This is a genomic window from Dolomitihabitans soli, from assembly GCF_022213955.1.
Lineage (GTDB): Bacteria > Actinomycetota > Actinomycetes > Streptosporangiales > Streptosporangiaceae > Streptosporangium_A > Streptosporangium_A soli.
On record NZ_JAKNTW010000009.1, the window covers coordinates 1 to 25,239 of the forward strand.

General features: G+C 70.1%; 28 protein-coding genes and 1 tRNA gene. 12 read left to right on the forward strand and 17 right to left on the reverse strand.

The features are described 5' to 3' along the window. A partial coding sequence (locus MBA17_RS19885; protein WP_455432800.1) for an NUDIX hydrolase occupies positions 1–371 on the reverse strand: 371 nt, incomplete at its 3' end. 191 nt (positions 372–562) lie between these two features. Here MBA17_RS19885 and MBA17_RS19890 point away from each other — a divergent pair. After that, on the forward strand, positions 563–1,192 hold the full coding sequence (locus MBA17_RS19890; RefSeq protein WP_455432814.1) for a tyrosine-type recombinase/integrase: 630 nt from the start codon (positions 563–565) through the stop codon (positions 1,190–1,192). A gap of 52 nt (positions 1,193–1,244) precedes the next feature. On the opposite strand, the gene MBA17_RS19895 is transcribed toward MBA17_RS19890, so the two are convergent. Further along, positions 1,245–1,317: transfer RNA gene (locus tag MBA17_RS19895), tRNA-Ala, on the reverse strand. Between the two features lie 585 nt (positions 1,318–1,902). Here MBA17_RS19895 and MBA17_RS19900 point away from each other — a divergent pair. After that, entirely contained in the window at positions 1,903–2,523 is a 621-nt protein-coding gene (locus MBA17_RS19900) for an HNH endonuclease family protein (RefSeq protein WP_238498019.1), read from the forward strand. Between the two features lie 3 nt (positions 2,524–2,526). Here the strand turns inward: MBA17_RS19900 and MBA17_RS19905 are convergent, their stop codons facing one another. The 6 genes from MBA17_RS19905 to MBA17_RS19930 form a co-directional block, all read right to left on the reverse strand. Beyond that, entirely contained in the window at positions 2,527–3,192 is a 666-nt protein-coding gene (locus MBA17_RS19905) for a response regulator (protein WP_238498020.1), read from the reverse strand. After that, entirely contained in the window at positions 3,189–4,358 is a 1,170-nt protein-coding gene (locus tag MBA17_RS19910; protein WP_455432815.1) for a sensor histidine kinase, read from the reverse strand. Before MBA17_RS19910 ends, MBA17_RS19905 begins: the two co-directional genes overlap by 4 nt. 41 nt (positions 4,359–4,399) lie before the next feature. Then, entirely contained in the window at positions 4,400–4,855 is a 456-nt protein-coding gene (locus MBA17_RS19915; protein WP_238498022.1) for a hypothetical protein, read from the reverse strand. Between the two features lies 1 nt (position 4,856). Further along, entirely contained in the window at positions 4,857–5,552 is a 696-nt protein-coding gene (locus MBA17_RS19920; RefSeq protein ID WP_238498023.1) for an anthrone oxygenase family protein, read from the reverse strand. A 399-nt stretch (positions 5,553–5,951) separates the two neighbouring features. Further along, positions 5,952–6,671, reverse strand: coding sequence for an HAD family hydrolase (locus MBA17_RS19925; protein WP_238498024.1), 720 nt, complete (start codon positions 6,669–6,671; stop codon positions 5,952–5,954). A gap of 59 nt (positions 6,672–6,730) precedes the next feature. Beyond that, a complete protein-coding gene (locus tag MBA17_RS19930) occupies positions 6,731–6,850 on the reverse strand; it encodes a DLW-39 family protein (RefSeq protein ID WP_013130296.1) in 120 nt (39 codons plus the stop codon). Positions 6,851–7,305: 455 nt separating this feature from the next. On the opposite strand from MBA17_RS19930, the gene MBA17_RS19935 reads away from it, so the two are divergent. Beyond that, positions 7,306–8,229 (forward strand): sporulation protein, encoded by a 924-nt coding sequence (locus MBA17_RS19935; protein ID WP_274385725.1) that lies wholly within the window; start codon positions 7,306–7,308, stop codon positions 8,227–8,229. 7 nt (positions 8,230–8,236) lie between these two features. On the opposite strand, the gene MBA17_RS19940 is transcribed toward MBA17_RS19935, so the two are convergent. Both MBA17_RS19940 and MBA17_RS19945 read right to left on the reverse strand, forming a co-directional pair. Beyond that, on the reverse strand, positions 8,237–8,899 hold the full coding sequence (locus tag MBA17_RS19940; protein WP_238498026.1) for a response regulator: 663 nt from the start codon (positions 8,897–8,899) through the stop codon (positions 8,237–8,239). Beyond that, positions 8,896–10,029 (reverse strand): sensor histidine kinase, encoded by a 1,134-nt coding sequence (locus tag MBA17_RS19945; protein ID WP_238498027.1) that lies wholly within the window; start codon positions 10,027–10,029, stop codon positions 8,896–8,898. Before MBA17_RS19945 ends, MBA17_RS19940 begins: the two co-directional genes overlap by 4 nt. A gap of 175 nt (positions 10,030–10,204) precedes the next feature. Here MBA17_RS19945 and MBA17_RS19950 point away from each other — a divergent pair, with 175 nt between their 5' ends. From MBA17_RS19950 to MBA17_RS19960, 3 genes are read left to right on the forward strand one after another with little or no spacing between them, the layout of a single operon-like run. Beyond that, positions 10,205–10,729 (forward strand): COX15/CtaA family protein, encoded by a 525-nt coding sequence (locus tag MBA17_RS19950; protein WP_238498028.1) that lies wholly within the window; start codon positions 10,205–10,207, stop codon positions 10,727–10,729. Beyond that, complete coding sequence (locus MBA17_RS19955) at positions 10,726–12,252, forward strand: multicopper oxidase family protein (RefSeq protein WP_238498029.1); 1,527 nt, start codon at positions 10,726–10,728, stop codon at positions 12,250–12,252. The genes MBA17_RS19950 and MBA17_RS19955 overlap by 4 nt, the downstream gene beginning before the upstream one ends. A gap of 43 nt (positions 12,253–12,295) precedes the next feature. Next, positions 12,296–13,486 carry an acyltransferase family protein gene (locus MBA17_RS19960; RefSeq protein WP_238498030.1) on the forward strand — a complete coding sequence of 397 codons (1,191 nt, stop codon included), beginning with the start codon at positions 12,296–12,298 and terminating at the stop codon, positions 13,484–13,486. On the opposite strand, the gene MBA17_RS19965 is transcribed toward MBA17_RS19960, so the two are convergent. Then, positions 13,483–14,316, reverse strand: a complete 834-nt coding sequence (locus tag MBA17_RS19965; protein WP_238498031.1) for a fumarylacetoacetate hydrolase family protein — start codon at positions 14,314–14,316, stop codon at positions 13,483–13,485. The genes MBA17_RS19960 and MBA17_RS19965 overlap by 4 nt on opposite strands. An 82-nt stretch (positions 14,317–14,398) precedes the next feature. On the opposite strand from MBA17_RS19965, the gene MBA17_RS19970 reads away from it, so the two are divergent. Then, complete coding sequence (locus MBA17_RS19970; RefSeq protein WP_238498032.1) at positions 14,399–15,076, forward strand: FadR/GntR family transcriptional regulator; 678 nt, start codon at positions 14,399–14,401, stop codon at positions 15,074–15,076. Positions 15,077–15,098: 22 nt separating this feature from the next. Here the strand turns inward: MBA17_RS19970 and MBA17_RS19975 are convergent, their stop codons facing one another. After that, entirely contained in the window at positions 15,099–15,335 is a 237-nt protein-coding gene (locus MBA17_RS19975; protein WP_238498033.1) for a DUF6343 family protein, read from the reverse strand. Positions 15,336–15,504: 169 nt separating this feature from the next. On the opposite strand from MBA17_RS19975, the gene MBA17_RS19980 reads away from it, so the two are divergent. Together MBA17_RS19980 and MBA17_RS19985 are read left to right on the forward strand one after the other, a co-directional pair. After that, positions 15,505–16,119, forward strand: coding sequence for a mycothiol-dependent nitroreductase Rv2466c family protein (locus tag MBA17_RS19980; protein WP_238498034.1), 615 nt, complete (start codon positions 15,505–15,507; stop codon positions 16,117–16,119). A gap of 20 nt (positions 16,120–16,139) precedes the next feature. Beyond that, positions 16,140–16,898 carry a serine hydrolase gene (locus MBA17_RS19985; protein ID WP_238498035.1) on the forward strand — a complete coding sequence of 253 codons (759 nt, stop codon included), beginning with the start codon at positions 16,140–16,142 and terminating at the stop codon, positions 16,896–16,898. 46 nt (positions 16,899–16,944) lie between these two features. On the opposite strand, the gene MBA17_RS19990 is transcribed toward MBA17_RS19985, so the two are convergent. Further along, complete coding sequence (locus tag MBA17_RS19990) at positions 16,945–18,126, reverse strand: FAD-dependent monooxygenase (RefSeq protein ID WP_238498036.1); 1,182 nt, start codon at positions 18,124–18,126, stop codon at positions 16,945–16,947. Positions 18,127–18,244: 118 nt separating this feature from the next. Here MBA17_RS19990 and MBA17_RS19995 point away from each other — a divergent pair, with 118 nt between their 5' ends. Continuing rightward, on the forward strand, positions 18,245–18,670 hold the full coding sequence (locus tag MBA17_RS19995) for a MarR family winged helix-turn-helix transcriptional regulator (RefSeq protein ID WP_238498037.1): 426 nt from the start codon (positions 18,245–18,247) through the stop codon (positions 18,668–18,670). Here the strand turns inward: MBA17_RS19995 and MBA17_RS20000 are convergent. Further along, a complete protein-coding gene (locus MBA17_RS20000) occupies positions 18,667–20,694 on the reverse strand; it encodes a SpoIIE family protein phosphatase (RefSeq protein ID WP_238498391.1) in 2,028 nt (675 codons plus the stop codon). The genes MBA17_RS19995 and MBA17_RS20000 overlap by 4 nt on opposite strands. Positions 20,695–20,838: 144 nt before the next feature. On the opposite strand from MBA17_RS20000, the gene MBA17_RS20005 reads away from it, so the two are divergent. Continuing rightward, complete coding sequence (locus MBA17_RS20005) at positions 20,839–22,020, forward strand: zinc-dependent alcohol dehydrogenase (RefSeq protein ID WP_238498038.1); 1,182 nt, start codon at positions 20,839–20,841, stop codon at positions 22,018–22,020. A 25-nt stretch (positions 22,021–22,045) separates the two neighbouring features. Here MBA17_RS20005 and MBA17_RS20010 read toward each other — a convergent pair whose 3' ends face one another. After that, on the reverse strand, positions 22,046–22,294 hold the full coding sequence (locus tag MBA17_RS20010; RefSeq protein WP_238498039.1) for a glycosyltransferase family protein: 249 nt from the start codon (positions 22,292–22,294) through the stop codon (positions 22,046–22,048). A gap of 182 nt (positions 22,295–22,476) precedes the next feature. Then, positions 22,477–22,785, reverse strand: coding sequence for a hypothetical protein (locus MBA17_RS20015; RefSeq protein ID WP_238498040.1), 309 nt, complete (start codon positions 22,783–22,785; stop codon positions 22,477–22,479). 341 nt (positions 22,786–23,126) lie between these two features. Here MBA17_RS20015 and MBA17_RS20020 point away from each other — a divergent pair, with 341 nt between their 5' ends. Beyond that, positions 23,127–24,035, forward strand: a complete 909-nt coding sequence (locus tag MBA17_RS20020; RefSeq protein ID WP_238498041.1) for an SDR family oxidoreductase — start codon at positions 23,127–23,129, stop codon at positions 24,033–24,035. Positions 24,036–24,060: 25 nt separating this feature from the next. Here MBA17_RS20020 and MBA17_RS20025 read toward each other — a convergent pair whose 3' ends face one another. Then, complete coding sequence (locus tag MBA17_RS20025; protein WP_238498042.1) at positions 24,061–25,023, reverse strand: helix-turn-helix transcriptional regulator; 963 nt, start codon at positions 25,021–25,023, stop codon at positions 24,061–24,063. Between the last annotated feature and the right edge of the window lie 216 nt (positions 25,024–25,239).

Here is a 25,239-nt window from a genome sequence, read left to right on the forward strand (position 1 = left end):
TCGTGGTGGCGTACGGCTGGCGTCTGGTCGTACAGCATGGCGTCGAGAACACGGATGGCGAACGCTTCGGATGAGAGCGCACGGACCTCATCCGCGGTAACCCACCGGAACGCCCGCGTCTCGTCGGTTTCGGTGAGACGGCCTCCGACGACCTTGCAGCGGAAGACCAAGGCGACGATGCTCCGCGTCATGTTCTTATAGACGCCGGTCAGGGCCACCGGTTCGACGTTGAGACCGGTCTCCTCGTAGATCTCACGAAGCAAGCCAGTGGTGATGTCCTCGTCGCGTTCCAGGACTCCCCCAGGTGCTTCCCAGTGGCCGTTGTCCCGGCGCTGTGTCAGTAGGGCTCGCCCGTGGTCGTCGATGATCACGCCTGCCACGCTGACCGAGTGCCTGTTGTCGTGATCCATCGGATTACCTCCAGGGCTGCTGGTCGCTATTCTCGTATCGGCTGCTCAAGGCCGTACTCACGACGGCCGTTGATGACCAGCTCATCAGGCGCAATCCGTGCCGGATCAAGGGGGCCGGACAGGAGAAGTCACCAGAACGGCCGGTGCTCACGGTGGCGCAGGTGTATCAGCTCGCCGATGCAATCGAACCGCGATACCGGGCCTGGTCCTGCTGGCGACCCTTCGCGAGCCTGCGATGGGGCGAACTGGCCGGACTCCAACGCCGTGACCTCGACCTGGACGCCGGAACCGTACGGGTGGAACGCCAGTTGATCCAGCTCACAGGGCAAGGGCTCGTCTACACCGACCCGAAGTCATCCGCTGGCAAGCGGACGGTGGTCATTCCCGGCTTGATCATCGACGAGCTACGGGCGCACGTGAAGGACTTCACCCAGGACGGCGAACACGGGCTCATCTTCGCGGGACCGGATGACGGCCCCCTTCGCAACACGAACTTCAATCGCCGGATCTGGCCGCAAGCGCTCCAAGTCGCCGGCCTTCCGAAGATCCACTTTCACGACCTGCGGCACACCGGAAACACCCTCGCCGCGAACGCCGGAGCGTCGATCCGTGAGCTGATGGACCGGATGGGCCACTCCTCCACGCGTGCGGCGATGATCTACCAGCACGGAACGGACGAGCGGCAACGTGAAGTGGCTGAGAAGCTCGACGGCCTCGCTCGTGGGGCGCTTAAGAAGGCATCGGGCACGCAACGGGCACGGAAGCGAAAAGAGACCGAATAAAGCAAGAAACCCAGGTCGGCGACATAGCCTCTGACCTGGGTTTTTTCGTGTGTGGAGCCTAGGGGATTCGAACCCCTGACTTCCTGCTTGCAAAGCAGGCGCTCTGCCAGCTGAGCTAAGGCCCCTGAGACAGGGAGTCGGTGACCTGCGGGTGTTCCCCGGCGTGACTCCCTACGAAGGGACACGGTAGCAACAGCCTGGGTGTCTCCGCCACTTGGATTGCGATCACGAGGCCCGTCCGGTGAGCGGTTGGTGGGCAGATCGGACGTAGGCGGCTCGTGGGGCAGAGGTGGGCAGGCCCACGATTCGGGGGTGGAATCGCCCACGCGGTGCAGGCGAGACGAGCGCGGTCGAGGCGGGACAGGCCGTGGTCGAAGCGGGACGGGCCGTGGTCGAAGCGGGACGGGCCGTGGTGAAGGCGGGACGGGCCGTGGTAAAGGGAGCGCTCCTGGGGTGGAGGGGGCGCTCCCGGGGTGGAGGGGGGCCGATGAAGGGAGTTGAGCGGGGCGATCTTGGGGTGGGTGTCTCGGCAGCTCACGGGGTGGGCCGGGGCATCGGTGGTGGAGTGTCACCAATTCGACCTCTTTCCGACAGCAAATCCTGACATTTCAACGCGAGCTGTTAGTTGCGACGGTCCTTCTGGAACCTGCGGCCTCGACCCGACCAGGCATCCCCCGCCCTGGCGTGGCCGCGGGCAGAAGGAGTGACTCGTGAGACGAGTCCTGACGGCCGTGGTGGCGGTTCTCGTCACCCTGGTGCTGACCAGCGGCGCCGCGCATGCCGTACCGCCCAACATTCCCTCCGCGGCGACGGCCGCGACCAGGCTCGCGGCGTTGACCGTCGCGGCCGAGAGCAACGAGTCCAGCTACGACCGGGACCTCTTCCCTCATTGGATCACCATCTCGGGGGCGTGTAACACCCGGGAGACCGTGCTCAAGCGCGACGGTACCAACGTGGTGACCAACTCCAGTTGTGCCGCCACGTCGGGCAGTTGGTACAGCCCTTACGACGGGGCGACCTGGACGGCGGCCTCCGATGTGGACATCGATCACATGGTGCCGCTCGCCGAGGCGTGGCGGTCGGGGGCGTGGGCGTGGACCACGGCCAAGCGGCAGTCGTACGCCAACGACCTCGGCGGGCCCGAGCTCTGGGCCGTCACTGACAACGTCAACCAGGCCAAGGGCGACAAGGATCCGGCCTTGTGGAAGCCGTCGCTGACCTCGTTCTGGTGCACGTACGCCCGAGCGTGGATCCAGGCGAAGTACTACTGGGGCCTCAGCGTGAACAGTGCCGAGAAGACCGCGCTGACCTCGATGCTCGGCTCCTGCTGACCCTCACTCCCGGCGGTTCCCCGGCGCGACGAGCCCTGTCTCGTAGGCGAGGACGACGAGTTGGGAGCGGTCGCGGGCGCCGAGCTTGGCGAGGAGGCGGCTGACGTGGGTCCGGGCGGTGGCCGCGCTGATGAAGAGGGTTTCGGCGATCTCGGTGTTGGAGCAGCCCTCGCCGACCTTGGCGAGCACCTCTCGTTCGCGCTCGGTGAGTACGGCGAGGCGGTCGGTCGACGGGGGGCGAGGGCTGCCCGCGGCGGCCCGCATGACGCGGCGGGTCACCGCCGGGGAGAGCAGCGCGTCACCCCGCGCGACGATACGTACGGCTTCGCGTAGTTCTTCTGGGCTGCTGTCCTTGAGCAGGAAGCCGGCCGCACCGGCACGGACCGCGTCGAGGACGTGCTCGTCGGTGTCGAAGGTGGTGAGCATGATCACCTGGACGTGCGTGAGCGCCGGGTCGGCGACGATGCGCCGGGTGGCGTCGAGGCCGTCGCCGCCCGGCATCCGGATGTCCATCAGCACCACATCGGGACGTTCTCTGGCGGCGAGTTCGACCCCGGCGTCGCCGTTCTCCGCGTCGCCGATCACGGCGAGGTCGTCGGCCCGTTCCAGGAGGGCGCGCAGCCCTTCCCGGACCAGGTGCTGGTCGTCGACCAGTGCCACCCGGATCATGCCTGGTCCCTGAGCGGCACACGCGCCTCGACCACGAACCCTCCACCTCGTCCTGACGTCGTCCGCAGGCTGCCGCCGAGCAGTTCCAGACGCTCCCGCATACCGATGATGCCCCAACCGGCCCGCCCACCGGAATCGGCGCCCCCGCCCCGGCCGTCGTCGCGTACGCACACCAGCAGCGTGTCGTCGTCGTAGCTCAGCTCGACCACCACCGTCCGCGCGTTCGCGTGCCGCAGCACGTTGTTCAGCGACTCCTGGACGACCCGGTAGACGGTGACGTCGGCGACGGCGGGCAGGGACGTGGCCGGGCCGGTGGTCTGGAGCCGGGCGTCGAGTCCGGCTTCGGTGGCGGATCTCAGCAGGTCGTCCAGTTGGGCGAGGCCGGGGACGGGGGCGTTCTCGGCCTCCGGGTCGCCGGAGGTGCGCAGCACCCGCAGGCTGACCCGAAGCTCCCGGACGACCTCGCTGCACGCGGCGCGGACGGCGGCCAGCGAGCGCTCGGCGGCCCCGGGGTCGTCGCGCAGCGCCTCGCGGGCCACGTCGGCGTGCAGTGAGATCACCGACACGGTGTGGCCGAGCAGGTCGTGCAGGTCCCGTGCGATTCGCAGGCGCTCCTGCTCGACCCGCCTGGCGGCTTCCTGTTCCCGTTCCACCACCGCGGCGCGCGCCTGTTTCGCCAGCTCGGCACGCCAGCCCCGACGCGACCGGACGCTGTCGCCCAGGGCGATGACGGTGGCCATGAGGCCGGCCGAGGTGGTCAGCTCAATCCCCAGGAGGAACGCCAGGTCGTCGCCCTGTCTGCTGCGCACGAAGGTCGATATCGCTAGCAACGCCACCGCCGTACCGACGGACCAGCGGAGTTTCCCCTGCTCAGCCGCCGAGTAGAGAGCGGCGGCGACCGGTACGGCCAGCCCGACCGGCGGGTAGGACAGCATGTAGTAGACGAGCAGGGCCCCGGCCGTGACGATGAGCGCCGCGACTGGCCAGCGGCGGCGGACCAGCATCAGCGCGCCGAGGAGGGCGCCGAAGGCGTAGGCGGCGGGGCCGGGGGCGGCCGTCTCGCCGCCCACGTTCGCGGTAATGGCGGTGCCGACCACGACCAGCACCAGCATGGCGAGTCCGGTGTCGACCGCCCGTTGCCGCCGCTGGTCGCCGGATTCCTCGATGGGTCAGCCCTCCTTGCGCCTCCCTGCCCGCAGCAGGCCGTTCAGTGGTCGCGGGGGCGGAATCCCGGGACCATCCGGGAGATCACCCAGCCCGCCAGGCCGGTGACCAGGCCGACGCCCGTACCGGTGACCAGGCTGCTGAAGAACGCGAAGATCCGCAACAGCGCGGCTTCGGCTGCCGGCGGGAGTGCGCCCGCGAGGCTACCGCCCAGGCTTGGGGGATCGCCGTCGAACGACTCCGTCCACAGTAGTTGGTGGGTCACACCGAGGAGGACACCGTAAATCGTCCCCACGACGAGCAGCGTCAGGAACGGGTTCGGCACCCGCTTCCACAGCACGACGGCCAGCCAGACGGCGATCGGCACGAAGACCAGCAGCGAATTGACGAACGGGCCGACGAGCTTGAGGTCGTGCGCGACAACCCGGGGCACCCCCAGCGCGGCCAGCCCGCAGACGACGGTGATCGACAGGCCCAGCCGGCGACCGACGGCCTCCATGTCAGATCGTCCCATCGGCGGCGGCAGCCGAGGAGGAGGAGGAGGAGGAGGCGCGGTGGAAGCGCAGGAAGCCGGTGAAGGCCAATGCCGCCGTGACGCCGCTCATGGCGAGTCGCGCCCAGTGGCCGGTCTCGAATTCCATGGCCGTCTGCTGGAGGAATTCCACGGAATGCTTCGCCGCCCCCTCCTCGAACATGATGTCGTTTCGCGGCCAGAAGAACAGCATGGAGAACAGGAATTCACCGGCCACCAGTGAACCGAGGCTCGCTCCGATCCATGGCCGCGCCCGGCGAGCAGGCCAGAGCAGCACCAGCGTGGCGAGGGAGGCGAGCACCGTCAACGCGCCCATCGGCGGGAAGAAGTCGGCGGGACCGGTGACCACGAAGAATTCCATCGACTCCGCGAGGGAGGCGGGGGCGTCGTGGAAGACGTTCGGATAAATGACGATCGTCTCGGCGAGAATGCCGCCGAATCCGATGATCGCGATCCAGGCGTACGCCATGGAAACGGCAAGGCCAATTTTCTGCTTTCGCACGTGCATCCCCCCGGCGGAAAGACGATTCTGACGACGAGGCGACTTTACGAACACCGTGGTTCTCGTGTCGTCAGCCTTCAGATCACCGTCGGATACACGTTGTGACGTAAGGATGCGCGCCGGGGCTACGTCGGTTGTCGACTCCGCCGGGGCACGGCTCATGGCGGACGCCGGAGGGTGACGGTAAGCGCCCCAGGTCAGGCCCGCCCGGGGACTGCTTCCGTTTCTAGTGGTCGTCGCACCATCCCACCTCAGGTTCTCAGGCCGGACCAGTGATTCCCTGACCAGACATGGCGGGCTTCCTTCCCGGACGGACTGGCCGCCCTCGGAAGGAAGCCCAGCGGTGGCCACCTCGCAATGCTGGCTGCCGCCAGCAAACGATCACCTGGGTTGCGCCCGGCGGCAGGGGCTCGGGGACGGCGACGCCGGGACCGGCAGGGCCACCACCCGGCGGTAGACGCCGCAGCACCTCAAGGAAGCATCTCTGTGCACTGAACCTGGGAGCGCTGCCGGGCGAAAGCGGGTCGTCGCAGGTGCCGGGAGGCCGAGGGAACCCTGGGGTCAGCCCTGGGTCCTGCACGTGCTCGGCACGCCGCCGCCCAGGATGAGACCGGGGAAGTCGGCGATGGAGTCGACGATGTGCGTGGCGCCGCCCCTGAGGAGCCGCTCCTTGCTGTGCACTCCGGTGAGGACGCCGACGACGGCCGAGGCGCCCGCGCGGCTGCCGCAGAGCATGTCGCTCTCGGCGTCGCCGGCGACCGCGACCTGGCGGACGTCGTCGATGCCGAGCCGCAGGACGGCGGTGAGCACCATGTCGGGCCAGGGCCGGCCGCGTCCCGCGTCTTCCGGGGAGAGGGCGAGATCGACCTTGTCGACCCAGCCGAGCGCGGACAGCGCGCGGCTGAGAGTGAGCCGGCTGAAGCCGGTGATCAGTGCGGTCTTGACGCCGGAGCCGCGGAGCTTGTCGAGCGCCTCCATGATGCCCGGCTTGGGCAGCAGCCCGGCTCGCTCGATCGCCCCCTCATAGGAACGCTCGAACGTGAGGTTGGCGGCCTGGGCCTGCGCCTCGTTGCCGGGGAAGATCCCCCTGAACACCTCGACCTTGGGATATCCCCGGGACCGGTGCACGTGCACCATGGCACGCGCGTAAGCGCCGGTCCCGGGGACGATGCCCTGCGTGGCGATCGCCTCGGCGAACGCACGTTCCACCGTGGCGATGTCACCGATCGTGGTGCCCGCGAGGTCCAGACACGCGAGCTTGATGGATGCGGCGATTGGCACGCCTACACCTCCGCTGCGCTCATGGACCGTTGACGCACCCGCATCGGCAGCCGTGGTGGTCAGTTCTCGCTGCCGGTCGCCTCAGTCCACAGATCCAGCTCGGCGCGGTCAGCCTGCACCTTGCGCCAGATCAGCAGCCCCCCAAGAGCGACCAGCGCCAGAACGAGCAGCTTCTTCACGGTGTGACCCCACTTCTCGACGGTCTCACCTGCCGGGGTGAGACGACGCCCGGTTCCAACGGTTCCCTGCAGCCTAGCAAGGATCGGGCGGGAGCCCGGTTTGCCACCTTACGCGGTTGTGCGGAATCCGCGCGCAAAGGAGAGACATCGCAGACGCGTCATATCTCCTATCGCCGCTGACCCTTCATGGCGCCGGAGCCGATGCCGTGGCGGATGCGGAACGTCGCCGCCGTCAACCCGGTGAACCGGTCGCTGGACGCCCCGCGCGCACCACGCCGGGCGTCACGCCCCCTGGGACACCGCGCCGACCCGCAGTGGCTGGTGGCCCTCCTGACGGGGCTGCGATTCGTGCCAGAAGTCCGTTGAGTCCTGCACCAGGGAACCAGCGGGCAGGTCCGGGCGTTTGCCCTGTGATCATCAGCGAGCAGGGAGAGGGATCAATGGTTTTCAAGCGGATGTTGGGCGCTTTCGGTGTCGGAGCGCCCTCGGTGGACACCGTCCTGGCCGCACCCAACGTACGGCCGGGGCAGGCCCTCGCCGGTGAGGTCCGGATCAAGGGCGGCGACTTCGAGGCGTCCATCGAGCACGTCACCCTCGGACTCGTCGTCCAGGACAGCTCGGAGGACGGCGCGGACACCAGGGAGTTCTTCCGCGCCGAGGTGTCCGGGCCGTTCACCCTGGCGGTCGGCGAGGAGCGGACCCTGCCCTTCGAGATGCCGATCCCGTGGGAGACGCCCCTCTCGGAGATCGACGGTCAGCCGCTGCGCGGGGTGGCGATCGGCGTCCGCACCGAGTTGTCCATCGCCAAGGCCGTGGACAAGGGCGACCTCGACCTGGTGCGGGTCAACCCCCTCCCAGCGCAGGACGCGGTCCTGCACGCGCTCATCCGCCTCGGCTTCCAGTTCGGCGGCACCGAACTGGAGACCGGCCACCTGTACGGCGTGCGGCGGGACCTGCCGTTCCACCAGGAGATCGAGTTCTACCCGCCGCCGCAGTACGCCGGCGGGATCAGCGAGATCGAGCTGGCCTTCGTCGCGTCCGAGCACGGGCTGGAGGTCATCCTCAAGGCCGACAGCCGGCACGGCGCCGACGCCGTCGGCCGCTTCCACGTCACCCACGAGGAGGCCGCCGGACGGGACTGGGAGTCGGAGATCACCGGGTGGCTCGGCCACCAGACCGGCGGCGGCTACGAGACCCACTACGGGCACGACCACCACGAGCGGCACGACCACCACGATGGGCACCACGGGCACCACGGCGGCCCCGGGATGGGAACCGTGGTGGCGGCAGGCGCGGTGGGCGTGGTCGGCGGACTCGTGGCCGCCGAGGCGATCGAGGAGATCTTCGAAGAGGAGGAGGAAGAGGGCGAGGAGGACTGACCGGGCGTCAGAAGCCGCCCGGAGTGACGAGACCCGTCTCGTAGGCGTAGACGACGAGCTGGGCGCGATCACGGGCGCCCAGCTTCGTCATGGCCCGGCTCACGTGGGTCTTGACGGTGGCGTAGCTGATGACGAGGTGGGTCGCGATCTCCTCGTTGGACATGCCGGCCGCGACGAGCGCCATCACCTCACGCTCCCGCTCGGTCAGCCGCTCCAGGCCGGGCGAGGCGACCGGTCGCGGCGGGGTCGCGACGTACTCCTCGATGAGCCGGCGGGTCACCGCGGGCGACAGCAGGGCGTCGCCACGGGCGGCGACCCGCACCGACTGGATCAGCTCGACCGGCTCGATGTCCTTGAGCAGGAACCCGCTGGCCCCCGCCCGCAGCGCGGCGAAGACGTATTCGTCGAGGGCGTAGTTGGTGAGGATCACCACTCGCACCTCGTCGAGCTCGGGGTCGGCGCCGATCCGGCGAGTGGCCTGGATACCGTCGAGCAGCGGCATCTTGACGTCGAGCAGGGCCACGTCGGGTTTCAGCGCCCTGGCCCGGTCGACGGCCTCGGAGCCGTTGCCCACCTCGCCCACGACCGTGATGTCGGCCTCGGAGTCGAGCAGGGCGCGGAAACCCGCCCGGATCAGCGGTTGGTCGTCGGCCAGCAGGACCCGGATCACCGGTCGCGCCCGGGCAGGGGCAGCTCGGCCCTGACGGCGAACCCGCCTTCCGGCCGCCGACCGGCCGTGAGCGAGCCGCCCACGGCGACCGCACGCTCGCGCATTCCGATCACTCCCATTCCGTCACCCTCGGCGACCGCCGCCGAGGCTCCGTCGTCCTCGACACACAGAACGATCATGTCTGGCCGGTATTCCGTGGTCACGGTCACCCGCGCCGCCCCCGCGTGCCTGAGCACATTGGTGAACGACTCCTGCAGGATTCGGTAGGCCGCCCGGTCGACCTGTTCCGGCAGCCGCCGCGGCTCGCCGTTCCGCACCAGCGTCACCGGCAGGCCGACGGCCTCGGCCCTGGTCACCAGGCGGGGCAGCAGGGCCAGGCCCGCTTCGGGACCTTCGTCCGCCTGCCGTAGCACGCCCAGCGTGGCCCGCAGCTCGCGCATCGCGTCGTGGCCCGACTCCTTGATCGCGGCGAGCGCCTCGCGGGTCTGCTCCGGGTCGCGGTCGATGAGGTGCATGGCGACGCCGACCTGCACGTTGATCACCGAGATGCTGTGGGTGAGCGTGTCGTGCAACTCCTGGGCGATCCACAGCCGCTCGTCGCCCGCCCGCCGCAGCGCCGCCTCCTCCTTGGTGTGCTCGGCCTCGGCCAGCCGCCGCTCGACCTCCAGCAGGTAGGCCCGGCGGCTGCGGACCACCTCCCCGACGACCACGATCGCCACCAGCCAGCCGCTGATCCACTGGAAGCCGTCGCCGGGGCTGGGATCGGTGTGTGACAGGGCGATGAGGAGGTAGACGCCGAAGGCCAGGGCACCGGCCAGCACGATCGCCGCGCGCCTGCGCCCCAGGGTGGCGAGGGTGTAGATGGCGATCAGGGCGGGCGCGGCGGCGAAGACACCCGGATAGCGCAGGCCGTAGTAGGTGAAGCCGGCCACCACGGCGACCACGCCCGCGGGCAGCGGGGCGCTCCTCCTGAAGACGAGCGCGAGGGCCGCCACGGCGAGCGGCGTCAACCCCGCCGGGTCGAGGTCGCGCTCCAGCCCGCCGGACCGGGACAACCCCGCATAGCTGCCGCCGACCACGCCCGCCAGCACGGCGACCGCGATCAACGCGTCGGCTCTACGCTCGTTCACGCCTGTCACGCTAAGCCATCGCCGGCAGCTCGCCGCCCTGCCTGTGGATGACCTCGCGCGTACATCCCCGGTCGTAGGCGAGGGCCCCGCGGCCTGTGGATAACCCAGGGGATGTAGGGCCAAGACCGTCCTCCGAGCCGACGATCCGAGAGCGCCGCGACCGGAGCATGGAGCCATGAACTCCCCACCCGCCCCGACGAAGCGCCGCTGGATCATCTGGTCGATCCGGCTGGCCAGCACCGCGCATCTGGCCGGCGTGCTGGGGCAGGCGGCGCTCGCCGGGCTCTTCGTCACCGGAGACGCGAACCTGCTCCACTGGCACGAGGTCAACTCGATCAACGTCAGGGGCCTGCTGCTCCTCCAGATCGTCGCTGCGGTCCTGGTCCGCCGCCCCGGACGCGGCCCTGTCTGGCCGGCCTGGCTGAGCGGCCTGCTCCTTGTCGTGGAGGAGATGCAAGCGGGCCTCGGGTACGTGCGGATGCTCGCCCTGCACATCCCGCTCGGCGTGGTCGTCTTCGGTGTCTCGGCCGCGCTCACCGCCTGGACCTGGTGGGGCCTGCGCAGGACCCCACGCGAAGACGACCCGCAGACAGCCCCGCACGAAGACGACCAGAAGACGGCCCCACGCGAGGAGAACCCGCAGACGGCTTCGCGCGCGGAGACCCGGCGGAAGGCTTCGCGCGAGGGGACCCGGTCATGATCTCGCGTAGAGGTTTCATCGGGACCCTGGCGGGCGCCGGGCTGGCCGCCGCGGGCTGCGGCGTGCTGACCTCGGAGACCTCAGGCCAGGGCCTGGCGAGCGCGCTGCCGCTGCCGGGCCCGTTCACCGTGCCGCTGCCGATCCCCCGGACCGCCGTACCGCTACGACCGGGCCATTACGAGGTGACGCAGCGGGCGGCCCAGGTGGAGATCATCCCGGGGATCAGGACCGAGGTGTGGGGGTATGACGGCACCTTCCCCGGGCCCACCTTCGACCTGCGGCGCGGCAGCCGTACGACCATCCGGGTACGCAACGAGTTGCGGGTGCCGACCTCCACCCATCTGCACGGCGGGGTGACGCCGGCCGACTCCGACGGCTATCCCACCGATCTGGTGGTCGCGGCGGGGCGCGGGTTCAGGCCGCCGCAGATGGCGCACGCGCGGCACGATCCGGCGCAGTGGAGCTACCACTCCGGGGCCAGAGACTACGTCTACCCGCTCGACCAGCGGGCCGCCACGCTGTGGTACCACGATCACCGGATGGACTTCACCGCGCCGCAGGTCTGGCGGGGGCTCGCCGGGTTCGCGCTGGTCCGCGATGACGAGGACGACGCGCTGCCGTTGCCGAAGGGCGAGCGGGACGTCCCGTTGATGATCTGCGACCGGGCCTTCGAGGAGGACGGCTCCTTCCGCTATCCGTCGCTGGATCCCAGCCTGCTGGTGCGCCCAGGGGTGCGGGACGCCTACATGGAGGGCGTCGAGGGAGATGTGATCCTGGTCAACGGCGCGCCGTGGCCGGTGCTCGAAGTGGACGCGGCGAGGTACCGGTTCCGGCTGCTCAACGCCTCCAACGCGCGCAGGTACCGGCTCGCGTTGCGGCCTGGCGGGACCCTCGTGCAGGTGGGCAGCGATCTCGGGCTGCTGGCCGCGCCGGTGCCGCACGAGTCGCTGCCGATCGCGCCGGCCGAACGGTACGACGTGGTCGTCGACTTCGCCCGTTACCCGGTGGGGTCGGAGGTGACCCTGGTCAACACCCTGGGCGAGGGCGCCGCGCGAAACGTCATGCGGTTCCGGGTGGCGCGCGCGGTCGAAGACGACAGCGCGGTCCCCCGGCGGCTGTCGCGGATCGAGCCCGCCGACCGGGCGGGCGCGGTCGCCACCCGGCTGTTCGACTTCCGGCGTACCGGACAGGGCCCGGACACGGCCTGGACGATCAACGGCGTCCCGTTCACGCCGGGCCGTCCGCTGGCCCGGCCGCGGCTCGGCACCACCGAGGTGTGGCGTTTCACAAGTGATTTCCACCACCCGGTCCATGTGCATCTGGCGCACTTCCAGGTCCTTTCGCGCAACGGCAGAGCGCCGTCGCCCGCGGACGCCGGGTGGAAGGACACCGTTGACGTCCGGCCGTACGAGGTGGTGGAGGTGCTGGTCCGGTTCGAGGGGTACCGGGGGCGCTACATGGTGCACTGTCACAATCTGGAGCACGAGGACATGGCGATGATGGCCGACTTCGAGATCATCTGAGGTCTGCGGGATTGCCGACGATCGAGTAGGTAAGTTGTACGGAATGGTTACGGCCCTCCCGCACACCACGCCTGCCCGCACGCCTGGATCCGCCCGCCTGGCGTGGCTCGACGCGTTGCGGGGCGTCGCCGCCCTCGCGGTGGTGGCCGAGCACATGCTGCCGTGGGTCATGCCGGCCCTGCGCCCCTACTGGTTCAACCTCGGCATGTACGGCGTGCTGGTGTTCTTCGCGGTGAGCGGGTACATCATCCCCGCGTCGCTGGAGCACCGGGGCGACGTCCGGGCGTTCTGGATCGGCCGGATGTTCCGCCTCTACCCGCTCTACCTGCTCGTGATCGGCCTCACGCTGCTGCTGGGCCTGTGGATACCGGTGCGCCCGCACGTGCCGCGCGACATGTCAGCCGTTTCCGCGCACCTGACCATGCTGCTCGACGTGGTCCATGTGGCGGGCGTGGCGGACACGATGTGGACCCTGTCGTACGAGATGGTCTTCTACCTGCTGGTCGCCGCGCTGTTCGTGGTGAAGGTCCATCGGCGGAGCGGGGTCTTCGCGGTGCTGTTCGGGCTGGCGGCCATCGGCGCGGGCCTGCTGATCGGCGCACCGCTGGTGGAGGGCCCCGGGCCCGCCTACGTGTCGGGTGCCGTGTTCGTGGTCGGCATGATCTGCGTCGTCACCGGGCGTTTCCGCAGGACGGCCGCCTGCGTGCTCGGGCTGATGGCCGTGCTGCTGCTGTTCCTGGGCAGCTATGTCCCCTGGCTGGGCGCCGCGATCCTGGCGGCGATGTTCACCGGCACGGTGATCCACCGCTGGGAGCGCGGCGCCGGCCCGCTCTGGCCCGCCTTCGTGGCGGGGGCGCTGATCGCGCTGAGCCCCGTGTGGGCGCGCCAGGCGGGCTGGTGGTGGGTGCAGCCGCAACCGTGGATCACCACGATCGTGCTGGCGGCGGCGACCTTCGCCCTTGGGATGGCGCTCAGACGCCGCCGCGTTCCCGCCTTCCTGGCCTGGCTCGGCTTGATCAGCTATTCGGTCTATCTGCTGCACCACCCGATGCTCAGGGTCATCGTGAAGATCACTGGTGACCTGCGCCAGTCGTCCTGGTGGGTTCAGCTCACCGCGGCCGTGCTGATCGTCGCGGTGATCCTGGCCGCGAGCTGGGCGACCTACCGGCTGGTGGAGGTGCCGATGCAGCGGATGGGCCGCCGGGTGGCCAAGAGGTTCGCCCAGGCGGCCTAGGCGAAGGTGTGCCGCATCTCGCCGATGCCCTTGACGTAGGTGACGAGTTCGTCGCCCGCGGCGAGGAACTTCGGCGGGGTCATGCCCTGCCCGACGCCCGCCGGGGTGCCGGTGAAGATCACGTCGCCGGGGAGCAGCGTGAGCACGGCGGAGAGCTGGGCGATCAGCGACGGGATGCTGAAGATCATGTCGTTGGTGCGGCCCTTCTGCACGCTCTCGCCGTTCAGCACGCAGCCGAGCTCGATGTCGTCGCGGTCGGCGAACTCCTCCGGGGTGACCAGCGCGGGCCCCATCGGACCGAAGCCGGGGAACGACTTGGCCATGCTGAACTGCGGCGGCGGGGCGATGAACTGGGTCAGCCGCTCGGAGATGTCCTGGCCCACGGTGAGCCCGGCGACGTGTCCCCAGGCGTCGGCCTCGGCCACCTGGTAGGCCTTGCGGCCGATCACCGCGACCAGTTCGACCTCCCAGTCGACGTTGCCCTCGGGCAGCGCGATCTCCCCGGTCGGCCCGGTGATGGAGGACACGTACTTGGTGAAGACCACCGGGTGCTCAGGGGCGGCGAACCCCGACTCGGCGGCGTGGTCGCGGTAGTTGAGCCCGATCGCGAACACCTGACGCGGCACCGGCACCGGCGCGAGCAGGTCGCTCACCTCGTACGGCTGGGCCCCGCCCGTGTCCGCCTCGCGCGCCCACGCGGTGAACTCCTCCCAGCGCTCGAACACGGCCTGGGGGTCGGCGGCGAACGCCCCGCCGCTCGCCCGCTCGACATCCACGGCGCCGTCGCCGGCGAGCAGCACGAGCCGACCGGCGAGATTCGCGATACGCACGAGAACTCCTCCTTATTCACCATTATGAATATGGAGATTGTGGTCATGCCACGCGAGCCCTGTCAAGGGCATAATCATCATGATGAATGGAGACCCGCTGACTCGGCCGGAGATGGCCGCCGAGCGTATCGCCGTGCTCGCCCGCGCGGCCGAGCCGGGTGCCAGGCTGGGCACCAAGGAGGAACTGCGCGCCACCTGCGGGGTGTCGGTCGGCACCTTCAACGAGGCGCTGCGCCTGGTCCAGGCCCGCGGCCTGGTCTCGGTACGGCCGGGCCCGGGCGGCGGGCTGTTCGCCGCCGAGCAATCGCCCATGGTGCGTCTCGGTCACTCCGTGCTCGCCATCGACGCCGACCAAACCTCGGTGGCCGACGCCGTACGCATCCGGAACGCGCTCGAAGCGCTCCTGGTCGAGGACGCGTTATGGCACGCGTCACCGGCGGACATCGCCCAGATGCGCGACCTGATCGGCGAGATGGCCCTCGCGGTCGACGCCCTCGACAGCACGGCGTTCACCCGGGCCAACTGGCGGCTGCACGCCCGGATCGCCGCGGTCAGCCCGAGTGAGATGCTGCGCTCGATCTATACCGGCCTGCTCGACCTCATCGAGTCGCACACCCTCGCCGTGCTGCCGACCGGCGCGTCCGCCCTGGCCCACCTCTCCCAACGCCACCGCCTGCACGCGGACCTCGTCCAGGCCATCGCCGACCGCGACCGCCCGGCCGCCCAGCGACTCGTCGAGGAGCACAACACCACCATCTAGCCCCCGCCAGCCCCGTGGCCGGTCACCGTCCCCGCAGCCTGCGCCGGATCACCGCCAGGTCCACGGCCGCGACCAGGGCCACCGCCCCGGCGATCACCGCCTCGGCCGTCCACACGGCCTCGCCGGTGCGCACCGCCTTGAGCACGAAGTAGACGACGGCCAGTACGGCGAGCGGCAGCACCACCCCGGACAGCACCGCCCTGGTCCGCAGGGGGCTACGCGCGTTGGCCGGCTCGGTCCCCGTCCGGTCGTTCCGCATCTCCCCTCCCCTCACCAGACCCGTCACCTGCCCCCACCACCCCGCCGAAACCTCCCCCGCGTCCGGTCACCCTTCGGGCTGCCCGCCTCGCTGCCCTGACCGGAACGCGACCACCCGAGATCCCTCGTAACGTTGGGGCCGACGAGCCGATCAAGGGAGACGAGGAACGATGCCGGGCGAGAAGATGGTGGACTTCTGGTTCGATCCCATGTGTCCGTACACCTGGATCACCTCCCAGTGGATGCGGGAGGTGGAGCGGGTCCGTCCGGTCGAGGTCCGGTGGCACATCATGAGCCTGTCCGTGCTCAACGAGCACCGCGACGACGACCCGGAGAACGACCCCGAGGGCTTTCTGTGGTTTCCGGTACGGGTCTGCGTGGCGGCTGAGCAGCAGTACGGCGCGCAGGCGCTCGCCAGGCTGTACACCGCGATCGGCGCCCGGGTGATCGAGCAGGGCCGGATGGACGGCCTCATGGTCGCGCTGGCCGACGCCGGGCTGCCCGCGGAGCTGATCGAAGCCGGCCACACGACGGAGTACGACGACGCGCTGCGCGCCTCGCACGCGGCGGGCATCGGGCTGGTCGGCGAGCACGTGGGCACGCCGGTGATCGCCACCGACGGGGCGGACGGCGGGCGGATCGCGTTCTTCGGCCCCGTCGTCTCACGGATCCCGCGCGGCGAGGAGGCCGGCCGGCTGTGGGACGGGTCGCTGCTGGTGGCCGGCGTCCGTGGATTCCACGAGCTCAAGGGACGCCCACACGCGGAGCCGGACTTCCACGGATGACCGGAGCCTGGACCGGGGACATGAGCGTCTCCGTTTCCGTGTGCGTGCCCGGTGAGATCTCGGTCGCCGAGGACGTCGAGCGGCCGCTGGCCAGTGTCGGCAAGCTGCTGCTGCTCGCCGCCACGGCCAGGGGCATCGCCGCCGGCGACCTGGATCCGGCCCGGCCCGTGACACCCCGGGACGACGAGTACGTCGGTGGCTCCGGGATCCTGCGGACCCTCTCCCGGCGGGCCTGGCCGGTCGCGGACCTCGCCCTGCTCACGGCGTCGGTGAGCGACAACACCGCGACGAACGCGCTGCTGCGGCACGTCGGGCTCGACCGGGTGGCCCAGGAGTCGGCCACGCTGGGGTTCACCAGGACGAGGCTCATGGACCGGATCCGCGAACCCCGGTCGCCGGCCGATCCGCCGTACTTCGCGGTGGGTACGGCCGGCGAGCTGGCCCGGTTCGCGGCCGGGCTCGACGGGCGGGCCGAATGGACACGGATCATGCTCGGCTGGATGGCGCAGAACACCGACAGAAGCCTGGTTCCCGCCCTGCTCGACCATGACACCGAGGAGCGGGAGCCGCCCTCCGTGCCCCGGGAGACGTTCTGGGTGGCGAACAAGACGGGCACCGACTCGGGCGTCAGGACCGACGTGGGCGTGATCGCCGCCGCCCGTCGCATCGGCTACGCCGTACTGGCCTCGGGTCCTGCCGGGTCCGACTACGCACTGGTCGAGCGGGTCCGCCAGGCCGGACTCAAGATCGGCCTGCTGGCCCGGCACGACCCCGGCTGAGCCTCCATACCCCGCCGGGCGGGGACACGGAGCGGGCCGAAACGGGTCAGGCGGCGGCCATCGGGGAGTCCCAGTCGATGTGGTAGCGGTACATCCAGGTGAGATTGTCGGACGAGGCCGTCTTCTTCAGGAAGAGCGGCATCATCAGGTCGCGGAAGACCCTGGCGACGGGTCCCGCGGCCTTGCTGTTGCTGATCTTGCGGGAGTAGTCGACCACGCGCTCGGCCCGTTCCCGCCGCAGCCGCTCGAACTCCCGGAAGGCCGCCGCGTGACCGGGCAGGTCGCGCAGGCACTTGGCGAGGATCAGCCCGTCCTCGATGGCGAGCGAGGCGCCCTGGCCGGAGCTGGGCGAGGTGGCGTGCGCGGCGTCGCCGATCAGCACCACCCGTCCCGCGTGCCAGTTCGGGAGGGGCGGCAGGTCGTGGACGGGGTACGGCCGGCCGATGTCGCCGGCGCGGACGACGTCGGCGGAGAAGTTGCCGTCGCCCCGGAACGCGTCGATCAGGATCGGCTTCCAGTCGGTCGTTTCGAGCGTCTCGCGGCTCGGCTCCCGCGCCATCGGCAGGTTGGCGAACCACCAGGTCTCACCGGAGGCGGCCACGGTGTAGCCGAAGAACGCCTTCTTGCCGAAGACCAGGTTGTAGACGCCGGGCGTGCCGGTGAACGCGGGGTCGCGCACGACGCCGCCGAAGCTGATCAGGCCGGAGTAGCGGGGACCGGGCGCGGCGGGGTCGACGATCCGGCGGGTGCGCGACCTGATGCCGTCCGCGGCGATCAGCACGTCGCCGGTCGCCTCGGTGCCGTCCGCGAAGCGCGCCACCACCGCCCCGGCCGTCTCCACGACGTCGACCAGGCGTTTGCCGTACACGATCGGGATCTTCCGCGCGGTGGCCTGGTCGCAGAGGGTCCGGTAGAGGTCGGCGCGCATGATGGTGTGGCTGACCGTGCCGTCGGCCAGGGGCATGCCGTTGGCGACCTGGCCCAGGCGTTTGCCCGTGCCGCTCCACATCACCATGTCGGAGGTGGGGATGCCGGCGGCCATGACCTCGCGGTGGGCGCCGAGGGTACGCAGCGCGTCGAGCCCGTTGGAGGCGATGTTGAGGAACGAGCCGATCGTGTCGGCGGTCCCGGTGTACGCCTCGTAGATCTCGGCGTCGATGCCCGCCCGCTGGAGCGCCATGGCGGTCACCGGCCCGCCGATCCCGCATCCGATGATCAAAGCCTTCATCGTGCTAGCCTCTTCTTCAGATGTATTTAGTTCGTCCGAACGAAATATACGCCGAAGGGGAGCCTGGGTGTCAAGAGATATTTCGGATAATCGAAATAATTTGCTGACGGAGCTCCGGATGATCGGCCGGCAGAACAGCAACGCCGCAGTGATGTTCCACAGCGTGGTGGCGGAGCGGATGGGACTGGGACTCACCGAGGAGAAGACCGTCGACCTGCTCCAGCGTCTGGGCCCGCTGACCGCCGGCGAGATCGTCCAGCACACCGGACTGGCTCCGGCCTCCGTCAGCGGCCTGATCGACCGGCTGGTGGCCAAGGGTTTCGTCACCCGTGAGAAGGACCCCGCCGACCGTCGCCGGGTCATCGTCCGGCTCGATCACCACCGGCTCACCGGATTCGCCCCGGTCTTCGACGAGCTGATGAACGGCCTCGACGCGCTCTACGCCACCTACACCGAGGAGGAACTGGCGGTGATCCTCGACTACCTCCGCCGCGCCACCGCGATCCAGGTCGCCGCCACCGGCGCGATCAGCGGGAAGGGCTAACCGGGCACCCGGAGCGCGATCAGCGCGATGTCGTCCTTGCCGGTGGTCGCCATGTTGGTCACCAGGTTCTCGCAGAAGGCGTCGAGAGACTCGCCGACGAGATACTCGGCCTGGCGGCGCAACCGGGCCAGGCCGTCGTCGAGGTGCTCGCCGGGATGCTCGACGAGGCCGTCGGTGTAGAGCAGCAGCGTGGCGCCCGCGGGCAGCGACTCGATGGCGCTGACCCGGGGACTGCCCGGCATCATGCCGAGCAGCGGATTGGGCGCGTCCTCCATGAAACGACTCTTGCCGTCGGCGGTGATGAGCAACGGCGGCGGATGCCCGGCCACCGAGTAGTAGGCCTGCCGGCCGCCGTCCTCCAGCTCCTCGATGCGGGCGAGCACACAGGTGGCGGTCCGCTCGCTGCGCAGGGCGTCCATGGCGACGTCCAGCCGCCGGAGGATGTCGCCCGGCGGCTCCTGACGGTCCACGGCCAGCCCCCTGAGCATGTTGCGGAGCTGGCCCATGTTCACCGCCGCCGGGAGGTCGTGCCCGGCCACGTCGCCGATGGTCAGCATGATGGCCCCGTCCGGCAGCACGAAGGCGTCGTACCAGTCGCCGCCCACCTCGGCGTCCGACGGGCTCGCGCGGTATCTGGCGACGATCTCCAGGTCGGGGATGTGCGGCAGATGGGCCAGCAGACTGCGTTGCAGCGAGAGGGAGATGCGCTGGGTGCGTTGAAAGCGCAGGGCGTTGCTGAGCGGGCTGTGCGCGTGGTCGAACATCTGGCCCATCAGCGCCACGTCGGACATGCTGATGGGCGGACGGTCCCCGCACGAGGCGGCGGCCACCACCGCGGCCACGGTGCCGTCCACGATGACGGGCAGCAGCACCACGGAGTTCGCCTCCGCGGCCTGCATCCAGGACTCCGTGCCCGCGTGCACCACTCCCCGCGGCGGCGACCCCAACTTGAACGTGCTGCGTACGGCACGCCGCCTGCGCACCGCCCTGGCGAGCCCGCTCTCGGGCGCGAAGTGCTCCGCGTGGTGCGTCGGCAGGCTGGGCAGCCCCTCCCGTACGGCGGAGGCGGCGCGGTCCAGGATGAGCGGCGCGTTCTCCGGCCGGTCGGGCGCGTCGGGGAAAAGGTAGATGCCGCACGCGTCGGCGACCGTGGGCACGATCACGCGGGTCAGGGCGGAGAGCATCTCCTCCAGTCGCACGATGCCCGCCGTCGCGGCGGCGGCGCGGTCGAGCAGGTCCCTGCGGCGGTCCTCCCGCCACTTCTCCTCGATGTCGGAGCAGGTGGCCACCCACTCGATGAGCTCGTCGTTCTCGCGCACGGGCACCGCGCGAACCTCGTGGTGCCGGTAGCTGCCGTCCCGCATACGCAGGCGCAGTATGTGCTCCCACAACGAGGTTTGCTCCCGCACCGCCGAGTACCAGGACTCGCGCGTCGCGGCGAGGTCGTCGGGATGGACGACTTCCTCCCAGCCCGATCCCCTGAACCCCGTCACGGTCTGCCCGGTCGTCGCCTCCCACTCCGGGCTCGCCTCAAGCGCGTTGCCCTCCGGGTCGGTCAGCAGCACCATCGTGGGCCCGACCCGCACCAGACTCTCGTAGCGCTGCAGAACCCGCCGCCGCTCCTCGGCTATCTCCTCGATCCGCTGGGTCGCGGTGACCTGTTCGGTGATGTTCAGGGCCACCGCCAGCACCCCGAACTCTCCCTCCCCCAGCGCGACACGCGACAGACTGAACCTGAAGAACCGCTCGTACCTCGGCACGTCGGGATAAGCCAGGCGCACCGACACCTCCTCGACGTGCTCCGGCTCGCCGGTGGCCAGAACCCGGTCGAACTGCTCCAGCCACTCGGTCCCCTCGATGTCGCTGAACGCCTCACGCATGGACACGCCCAGAGGTCGCTGGCCGAACATGACCCGATACGCAGAGTTGGTGTAGACGAGCCGATGGTCGGCCCCGCTGGTGACGGCTACCCCCACCGGGGCCGGATCGAACACCTCCAGCCCCAACCCGCACGTACGTGTCATCACGCTTCCTCCCGTCCGGTTCCTATGCCCCGATGTGGGGCACATATGTATGGGCGTTTAGGGTCGTGACCTCGTGATTCATCGGCATACCTCTATCTCGGGTGGGGAGGGACGGGAACGTCCGAACAGGGAGGGGACAAGACGATGAAAGCCGTCACCTGGCACGGAAAACGCGACGTCCGCGTCGAGGAGGTGCCCGATCCCGTGATCGAGGAGCCCACCGACGCGGTCATCAAGGTGACCTCCAGCGGCATCTGCGGCTCCGACCTGCACCTGTACGAAGTGCTCGGCCCGTTCATGAACGAGGGCGACATCCTCGGCCACGAACCCATGGGCGTCGTGCAGGAGACCGGCTCCCAGGTCACCCAGATCCGGCCCGGCGACCGGGTGGTCATCCCGTTCACCATCTCCTGCGGGCACTGCGCCATGTGCGCGCGGCGGCTCTTCGCCCAGTGCGAGACCACCCAGGTGCGCGACCAGGGCATGGGGGCCGCGCTGTTCGGCTACACCAGGCTGTACGGGCAGGTGCCCGGCGGCCAGGCCGAGTATCTCCGCGTGCCGCAGGCCCAGTTCGGCCCGATCAAGGTGCCGGAGGGCCCTCCCGACGAGCAGTTCCTCTACCTCTCCGACGTGCTGCCCACCGCGTGGCAGGCGGTGGAGTACGCGGAGATCCCCGAGGGCGGCAGCGTCACGATCTTCGGCCTGGGTCCGATCGGCCAGATGAGCGCCAGGATCGCCAAGCGCCGCGGCCACCGGGTGATCGGCGTCGACGGAGTGCAGGAGCGACTGCGGATGGCCGAGCGGCACGACATCGAGGTGATCGACGCCTCGGCCACCCGGGACGTGCCGGCCGCCGTGCGGGAACTGACCGAGGGCCGGGGCACCGACTCGGTGATCGACGCGGTCGGCATGGAGGCCCACGGGTCACCGGCCGCCAAGCTCGCCCAGACCATGGCCGGCCTGCTCCCCGACCGGATCGCCGCGTCCGTGCTGCCCACGGCGGGCATCGACCGGCTGGCCGCGCTCAACCAGGCCATCGAGACGGTACGGCGAGGCGGCACGATCTCCGTCGTCGGCGTCTACGCGGGCATGGCCGATCCTCTGCCGATGCTGTCGATGTTCGACAAGGGGATCAGCCTGCGGATGGGACAGACGCACGTCAAGCGGTGGATCGACGACCTGATGCCGCTGGTCTGCGACGACTCCGATCCGCTCGCCGTACGGGATCTGGCGACCCACAAGGTTTCCCTCGACCAGGTGCCGCAGGCGTACGACACCTTCCAGAAGAAGCGCGAGGGAGCCATCAAGATCCTGATAAGTCCCTGAGCACCGGCCGACGCGAAGTGCAGGCTCAGGTCCACCGTGGCTCCGTGCTCTGCGGCCCGCGCCCGTGCAGGTTGACGGCCGCCTCCGGCCGGTCGCAGGACACCGGCCCCGGGCCGCGCACGTCGAGCACCTCGTCCACCCCGCCGATGAGCGACACCAGCGGCCGCAGCCCGGCCGGCGTCGCCAGCACCACCCGGTACCCGGGAAACGCCCGCCGCAGCGCCGGAACCACGGCCGGCAGGTTCCCCACGCCCAGCCCGCGCAACACCAGCACCACCGGCTCCGCCCCGAACGCTGACGACGTCCGCGCGTGACTCGCCGACGGCGCTCCGGTGGGAGACGACGACGCGGGATGGGGGCGCACGGGCGACGACCGCACCGAGGAGGACCAGGCGGGGGCCGACCGCACGGAGGACGACCACACGGACGAAGGGCGCAGGTCAGGACCGGGGGCGCTCATGGCCATGAGGTTTCTGTGGAGGGGCGGATCACGAGTTCGCGCAGCTCGCAGCCCGGGGGCTGGCCGAGGGCGAGGACGGCGGCGGCGTCCTCCGGCTGGTTGAGGCGGGCGTCGGGTCCCGGCTTGTACCGCTCGGCGCGGTCCCCCTCGGCGGCCCGGTCGGACAGGTCGACGATCACGTTGTCCACGTGGTCCCCGTCGCCGGCGAGGCCGTTCACGTCGATGACCAGCGGCCGCCCCTCTGCATTGGCGGCGGCCCGGCCGAGGCCGGACGCCCCGCCGGTGATCAGAATGTTTCCCAGCATGTGCTCTCCTCACAGAGCTCCCCCGATGCTCGACACCGGGACTGACCGCTACCGAGAGAAGCGCCTCTCAAACCGCCGATCTCTGAATACCTGCGCAATAGGGCAAATGGTCACCGTGTGCAGCGGCTCTAGCCGGAGCGCGTGCTGACTCACGCCAAGCCTGCGCCGTCCTCTTCGACCGTGACGGCACGCTCGTGATCGACGTTCCCTACAACGCCGGTCCCGCGATGGTGCGACCCGCTACGGAGTGGACCGGTTCCTGACCGACTGAGACAGGCTGCTGCGCGACACGATTTAAAACCGGACACTGGTTGTCGTATATCACTGGAACCATCGACGTCATGGAACTAGCAGGAAAGATCGCACTGGTCGCGGGGGCGACGCGTGGCACCGGACGCGGCATCGCGGTGGAACTCGGCGCAGCGGGGGCCACCGTCTACGTGACCGGACGCTCCACGCGAGGGAACCGTTCGGAGATAGATCGGCCGGAGACGATCGAGGAGACCGCCGAGTTGGTGACGGCGGCGGGCGGCAGCGGCATCGCCGTCGCGGTGGACCACCTCGACTCGGCGGCGGTCAAGGATTTGGTGGCACGGATCGACCGCGAACAGGGCAGGCTCGACATCCTGGTCAACGACATCTGGGGTGGCGATCACCTCACCGAATGGGACGTCAAGATCTGGGAGCACGACCTCGACAAGGGCCTGCGGCTGCTCAGGCTGGGCGTCGAAACCCACCTCGTCACCAGCCACCACGCCCTCCCCCTGCTGATCAGGAACCGGGGCGGCCTGGTGGTCGAGGTCACCGACGGCACCGCGGAGTACAACGCCGCCAACTACCGGTTGTCCGCCTTCTACGACCTGGCCAAGGCCGCCCCCCTCAGAATGGCGTTCGGGCTTGCCAAGGAACTCGAGGAGTACGGCGGGACGGCGGTGTGCCTCACTCCCGGCTGGATCCGCTCGGAGGGCATGCTGAACCACTACGGGGTCACCGAGGAGAACTGGCGCGACGCCCTGACCGACCAGCCGCACTTCGCCATCTCCGAGACCCCCGCGTTCACCGGCCGAGCGGTCGCCGCACTCGCCGCCGACCCCGACGTGCACCGCTGGACCGGGCAGTCCCTCTCCAGCGGCGGCCTCGCGAAGGTCTACGGCTACACCGACGTCGACGGCAGCCGACCAGACGCGTGGCGCTACCTCGTCGAGGTCGACCAGACGAGCAAGGTCGCCGACACGACCGGCTACCGGTGACACACAGCACCTCGCGTCACCGAGCTCACCGATAGAGCATGTCCATCCGCCGCGCCGCCGCGACCATCTTCGCGCGCAGCTCCGGCGGATCGAGCACCTCCACCTCCGGCCCGAGGCGGAGTAGCACCCCGTAGGCGACGTCCAGCGACTCCACGGGCAGGACGGTGCGCACCCAGCCCTCCTCGTCGGGCTCCCCCGCCGCCTCCTTCGCCCGCCGTACGGCCGGCGGCTCGGTGGCGTGGCGCAGCGCGCTCATCCCCGCCGGGCTCAGCCGTACGGTGACCCGGCCGGCCAGCAGCGACTCCACGAACCCGGCCGACCTGTCCCCCCAGAACCCGGGCAGGTCGAACCCCTCCTCGCGGGCGAACGTCTCCCCGGTGGGCGTGACGGCCACCATCCGGTCCACCCGGTAGGTGCGGTGGCCGTCACCCACCTGGGCCACCAGGTACCAGACGCTGTTCTTGAGCACCAGCCCGTACGGCCGGGCCGTACGGGTCACCTCGCGGTCGCGCCGGTAACGCAGCTCGATCTCCTGATCCCGCCAGACGGCGGCGGCCAGGTCGGCGAGCAGCGGCGGCGGCTCGGCGTCGGCGAACCAGCCGGGCGCGTCCAGGTGGAAACGCTGCCCGGCCCGCTGCGACGCGTCCCGCATGACCGGCGGGAGGGCGGCGAGCACCTTCAGCCTGGCCGCCGCCACCGCGTCGGCCAACCCCATGTCGGCCATCGGCCCCGGCAGCCCCGACAGGAACAACGCCTCCGCTTCCTGCCTGGTCAACCCGGTCAGCCGGGTGCGGTATCCCCCGATCAGGCGATATCCACCGGCCCTGCCCCGGTCCGCGTACACCGGCACGCCGGCCGCCGAGAGCGCCACGATGTCCCGCGCGACGGTCCGCTCCGACACCTCCAGCTCCCTGGCCAGCTCCGCGCCCGTCATCGAGCCCTTCGCCTGCAACATCAACACCAGAGAGATCAACCGGGCCGCACGCATCCTCAATCCCTACCCGATCCCGCAGCCATCTCCGGTCGTTGGCGTGACCAGGCGGCCGAGAAAGGTACGGGAGCGATGCTCGACGCGGGAACCGGTACGGGGCTGCTCGCGCAGCCGGCGATGAGGGCCGGTGCCGCGCAAGTCACGGCGATCGCAGGGGAGAACCGGCATGGCCACTTGCCACAGCCAAACCGGGCGCACGCCCGATGGGAGAGC

Coding starts and splice junctions, on each gene's coding strand:
- MBA17_RS19955 (WP_238498029.1), top strand. CDS start 10,726: ATGATCTCGCGTAGAGGTTTCATCGGGACCCTGGCGGGCGCCGGGCTG.
- MBA17_RS19950 (WP_238498028.1), top strand. CDS start 10,205: ATGAACTCCCCACCCGCCCCGACGAAGCGCCGCTGGATCATCTGGTCG.
- MBA17_RS19995 (WP_238498037.1), top strand. CDS start 18,245: ATGATCGGCCGGCAGAACAGCAACGCCGCAGTGATGTTCCACAGCGTG.
- MBA17_RS19980 (WP_238498034.1), top strand. CDS start 15,505: ATGCCGGGCGAGAAGATGGTGGACTTCTGGTTCGATCCCATGTGTCCG.
- MBA17_RS19920 (WP_238498023.1), bottom strand. CDS start 5,552: ATGAGCCGTGCCCCGGCGGAGTCGACAACCGACGTAGCCCCGGCGCGC.
- MBA17_RS19975 (WP_238498033.1), bottom strand. CDS start 15,335: ATGCGGAACGACCGGACGGGGACCGAGCCGGCCAACGCGCGTAGCCCC.
- MBA17_RS19970 (WP_238498032.1), top strand. CDS start 14,399: ATGAATGGAGACCCGCTGACTCGGCCGGAGATGGCCGCCGAGCGTATC.
- MBA17_RS19915 (WP_238498022.1), bottom strand. CDS start 4,855: ATGGAGGCCGTCGGTCGCCGGCTGGGCCTGTCGATCACCGTCGTCTGC.
- MBA17_RS19985 (WP_238498035.1), top strand. CDS start 16,140: ATGAGCGTCTCCGTTTCCGTGTGCGTGCCCGGTGAGATCTCGGTCGCC.
- MBA17_RS20005 (WP_238498038.1), top strand. CDS start 20,839: ATGAAAGCCGTCACCTGGCACGGAAAACGCGACGTCCGCGTCGAGGAG.
- MBA17_RS20015 (WP_238498040.1), bottom strand. CDS start 22,785: ATGCTGGGAAACATTCTGATCACCGGCGGGGCGTCCGGCCTCGGCCGG.
- MBA17_RS20000 (WP_238498391.1), bottom strand. CDS start 20,694: ATGACACGTACGTGCGGGTTGGGGCTGGAGGTGTTCGATCCGGCCCCG.
- MBA17_RS19990 (WP_238498036.1), bottom strand. CDS start 18,126: ATGAAGGCTTTGATCATCGGATGCGGGATCGGCGGGCCGGTGACCGCC.
- MBA17_RS20025 (WP_238498042.1), bottom strand. CDS start 25,023: ATGCGTGCGGCCCGGTTGATCTCTCTGGTGTTGATGTTGCAGGCGAAG.
- MBA17_RS19905 (WP_238498020.1), bottom strand. CDS start 3,192: ATGATCCGGGTGGCACTGGTCGACGACCAGCACCTGGTCCGGGAAGGG.
- MBA17_RS20020 (WP_238498041.1), top strand. CDS start 23,127: ATGGAACTAGCAGGAAAGATCGCACTGGTCGCGGGGGCGACGCGTGGC.
- MBA17_RS19960 (WP_238498030.1), top strand. CDS start 12,296: ATGGTTACGGCCCTCCCGCACACCACGCCTGCCCGCACGCCTGGATCC.
- MBA17_RS19935 (WP_274385725.1), top strand. CDS start 7,306: ATGTTGGGCGCTTTCGGTGTCGGAGCGCCCTCGGTGGACACCGTCCTG.